This is a genomic window from Massilimicrobiota sp. An105, from assembly GCF_002161155.1.
GTDB classification, from domain to species: Bacteria; Bacillota_I; Bacilli_A; order Erysipelotrichales; family Coprobacillaceae; genus Allocoprobacillus; species Allocoprobacillus merdigallinarum.
In genome coordinates, this window is the sequence record NZ_NFLY01000080.1 from 1 (window position 1) to 3,705 (window position 3,705).

A 3,705-nucleotide genomic window follows, 5' to 3' on the forward strand; every position below is an offset into this window, starting at 1 on the left:
GAAGGAATACCCACTATTATTATAAAAGTTTGCAGAATTAAATTCTATCATTGGATTTGTAAAATTAAATTCCATATAAATTGATTTAGGGATGGAATTTAGTTTTTCAATTTACGATTTTAATTTTATTAATCATTGGTAAGTGATTTTGCCTGTTTATTCTGTGATTTAATAGTATAATGTATTTTTGAGGATACTAAACAAGTAATTAAAGATAATAATACTGAAAAAATAAAATAAGTAATGCAATTTCAAGGGATAATAATTATAATGAGTTAGTCAAGTATTAAATATATAATTTTTCGTTGATTATAAAAGAATTATATGAGTAATTAGTTGTGACTAATCGGTACACAAAAAAATTTTGAAAAAGGAGAATTTTTATGAATAGAATAGATAATCCCAAGGTATTTATTTCATATGCTTGGGGAACAGAGGATTATCAAGCAAAAGTGTTGTCTTTTGCGACTGATTTAATGAATGATGGAATTGATGTAGTATTAGATAGATGGTCACTAAAAGAAGGAAATGATACATATGCATTTATGGAACAGAGTGTAACTGATTCAACGATAACAAATGTGCTAATACTACTTGACTCTAATTATGAGAAAAAGGCTAATGGTAGAAATGGTGGAGTAGGAACGGAAACACAGATTATATCACCTGAAATTTATAATAAAGTTAAACAAGAAAAATTTTTACCAGTTATTTTTGAAAGAAATTTAAACGGTGATATTCCTAAACCACAATATTTAAAAACTATGCTGCATTTTGATCTGTCGCAAGACGAAAAATATGATTCAGAGTATCAGAGACTAGTAAAGAGATTGTATGGAATAGAAATAATAGATAAACCAGAACTAGGGAAAAAACCATCATGGCTAGAAGAAAAGTCAAACATTTTGACTAAAACCCGTATGAGATATGAAAGTTTAAAGCAACAGAAATCTAATAATGTAAAAAAAGATGAATTTAGAAATTTTTTATATGTTATAAAAGAAAATATAGTAAATTTTAAAAAAGATGAACAAAGAGACAGTATATCTGAAGATGAATATATAAAATTATATAATGATACAAAAATATATAGAGATGATTTTTTGTATTTATTAAAGTATTCATTTTATGTGCCTGAAGCATATGAAATTATAGCATCTGTTATGGAAGAAATATGTGAGGATATAAAAAATAAAAGTGGATATGTGGGTGAAGTTACAAGGACTTTATTGCATGAGATATTTATCTATGTTATAGCTTTTTATTTGAAAAAGAGAGATTATGATGCATTATCATATGTTTTGTCAAAAACATATTTTGTGAGTGGTGATGCTCAAAGTTTTAATATTTTTTATGATCATAATGAAAATTTTGATAGAGCCGTATCAAAAAGAGATGGTAAAAGATATTATTCGGGGACAGCAAATTATTGGGTTAATAGTATTATTATAGAAGTATGTAATAAAAATGAATTTGTTTTTGCTGACATTTTTTGTTACAATGCTGCTATTTTTGTTGAAAATTATACTAGTAGTTGGTATTGGTTCCCTATAACGTATATTTACAGTAGAAATGAATATGGGGATAGTCTTATTAGACAATTTGCAGTTAGATTAAAATCGAAAGAGCATTTACGAGAAATTGCTAAAATAATGGGTTTTTCAGATATTAACGTATTTAAGAAAAAATATAATGAAATTGAAACAATGATAAAAGTAGGATCCCTTAGAGAATACAGATATGGTAGTGCATTTGAGGCAGCACCTATAATATGTGAATTTGTTAAAACAGAAGAATTGGGGACTAGAAATTAAATTTAAAAAACACTAATTCTATCAATTTTTTAAATTTATTGAGCAAATTCTTAAAAATTAATACAAGAATTCTATAGATATAAATATCAATTCATACAATCATATTTGTAACAATATGGAAGAAGGCATAGATTGTTTATTTTATACTATTAATGATATACATTGTGCTGTTTGCTATATAAATATTATGAAGTCAAATAGTGTTTTATATACATAACCCAATAATTATAGTATATTTTTCTTAGAAAAAGAGTATATTCTTGACATGATTTTCTGGACATACGAGGCTGGATGGGCAGATTGATGTGGAGCCATGTCTTTTTCTATGCTAATATTGAATCAATAATCTAGTTCATTATTTGACGCTTACGGTTAAACTTTTATTATTATTGTATTGATAATATATCTATTTTAAGATGACAGAATTTAGACTCTGTGTCAAGAATGGAGAATAAAGGGATAACTATTGAAAATAGGGATTCCTTTTTTCGTCTTCGTAAATAAAGGTGTAACTATAACCAAAATATAAAATATATGTCCTCTTAAATTGAAGAAATGTTTAAAACTATGTGCGTTGCTCTTGATGAGTTTGATTTTATTGTTCATTCCTTCAAAGAACTCATTATTGAAACTTGTTTTAGATGTTTTATTTCTTCTTTTATATTTAGTTTTATAAGTGAGTATAGAAAATAAATAGATCATGTTTTCCTAAATTTTTGTAGTTATCTGATAATAACTATTATGGGTGCAAAAGATATGATTAAGCTATCTGTTTATTTCTTTTTTAGAGTCGTTATGCTTTTTATTATTCATATTCTTTTTGTACTTTTAGAGTGGTCGAACCTGTTTTTTTATTGATCCATCTAAATCATAAATAATCTATACCATTTATTTAAATGTAAAAAATTATATCATAGACCATCAGACACACTTGCTTTATTGTAGTAATCTTTAAGCATCTTTCTAGTCATTACAATTGAGTAACTGATAATTCTCATCATGGAAAACATAAGCTTGAAACCTTTATATCTATGATTGAATCTCCAGGCATGTTCCTGTATATATCCATTGATATATTTTTTCGCTATGCCATGATAGATTCCATCTATATTACTTTTTATATTTGATATCTGTATATTTATCCAATACATAAGATGATCTGATTCTTTGTAATCTATAACGCCATTGATAAGATGTACTCTATCCTTTAAATAGTGATATGCCGGGTCACCATCAGTACATATTGTTGTATCCTTATCGTAATAGATATGTTTCATGAGCCTTTTTACTTCTTCCTTGTTTTCGCTTTTTACTTGAAGCAGTTTTATTCTATTGGGATAGTTGTTAAGCTGATCTGTACCAAGAGCCACTAAAAAGGATTGTTTGTCAGTTTCCAACCCCCTTTTACCATTATGAGATTTGCCACCAATGTGAAATCCATCTATTTCAATGAATTTTGATTTCAAATCAAAACAGCCATTATCTAAAGACATCAAATAACGCAGTTTTTGGCATAGCAACTGAGCACTTTTTCTGTTGATGCCCAGTTGACGTGACAGTTCTTCTGCGGAAATACCCTTTGTAGAAGTGATAAAAAGGAATATACCATAAAGAAGTGTATATAATGGTAATTTGTTGTCCTGAAAGATAGTTCCTGCAAAAAGATAGACTTGATGTGAACATTGAGAACAAGTGTAGACATTATTTCTACACTTGAGTAAAGTAAAATGAACACAACCACATTCAGGACAAACAAGTCCTAAAGGATGAAAAACATTCAAAAAGAAATTTCTACACATATCATCATTATTGAAGAAAAGCTTATTGAAAGTGATATGACTCATAATTTTTGGTTTAGCTTTAGCACAATTTTTTGACATAAACAATGACC

Annotated in this window: 2 protein-coding genes; one reads left to right on the top strand and one right to left on the bottom strand. The window is 27.3% G+C overall.

What is annotated here, in order from left to right:
• Nucleotides 1–383 precede the first annotated feature (383 nt).
• Nucleotides 384–1,814, top strand: a complete 1,431-nt coding sequence (locus B5E48_RS13115) for an SEFIR domain-containing protein (protein WP_087305572.1) — start codon at nucleotides 384–386, stop codon at nucleotides 1,812–1,814.
• A gap of 911 nt (nucleotides 1,815–2,725) precedes the next feature.
• On the opposite strand, the gene B5E48_RS13120 is transcribed toward B5E48_RS13115, so the two are convergent.
• A partial coding sequence (locus tag B5E48_RS13120; RefSeq protein ID WP_143747034.1) for an IS1595 family transposase occupies nucleotides 2,726–3,705 on the bottom strand: 980 nt, incomplete at its 5' end.

Coding starts and splice junctions, on each gene's coding strand:
- B5E48_RS13115 (WP_087305572.1), top strand. CDS start 384: ATGAATAGAATAGATAATCCCAAGGTATTTATTTCATATGCTTGGGGA.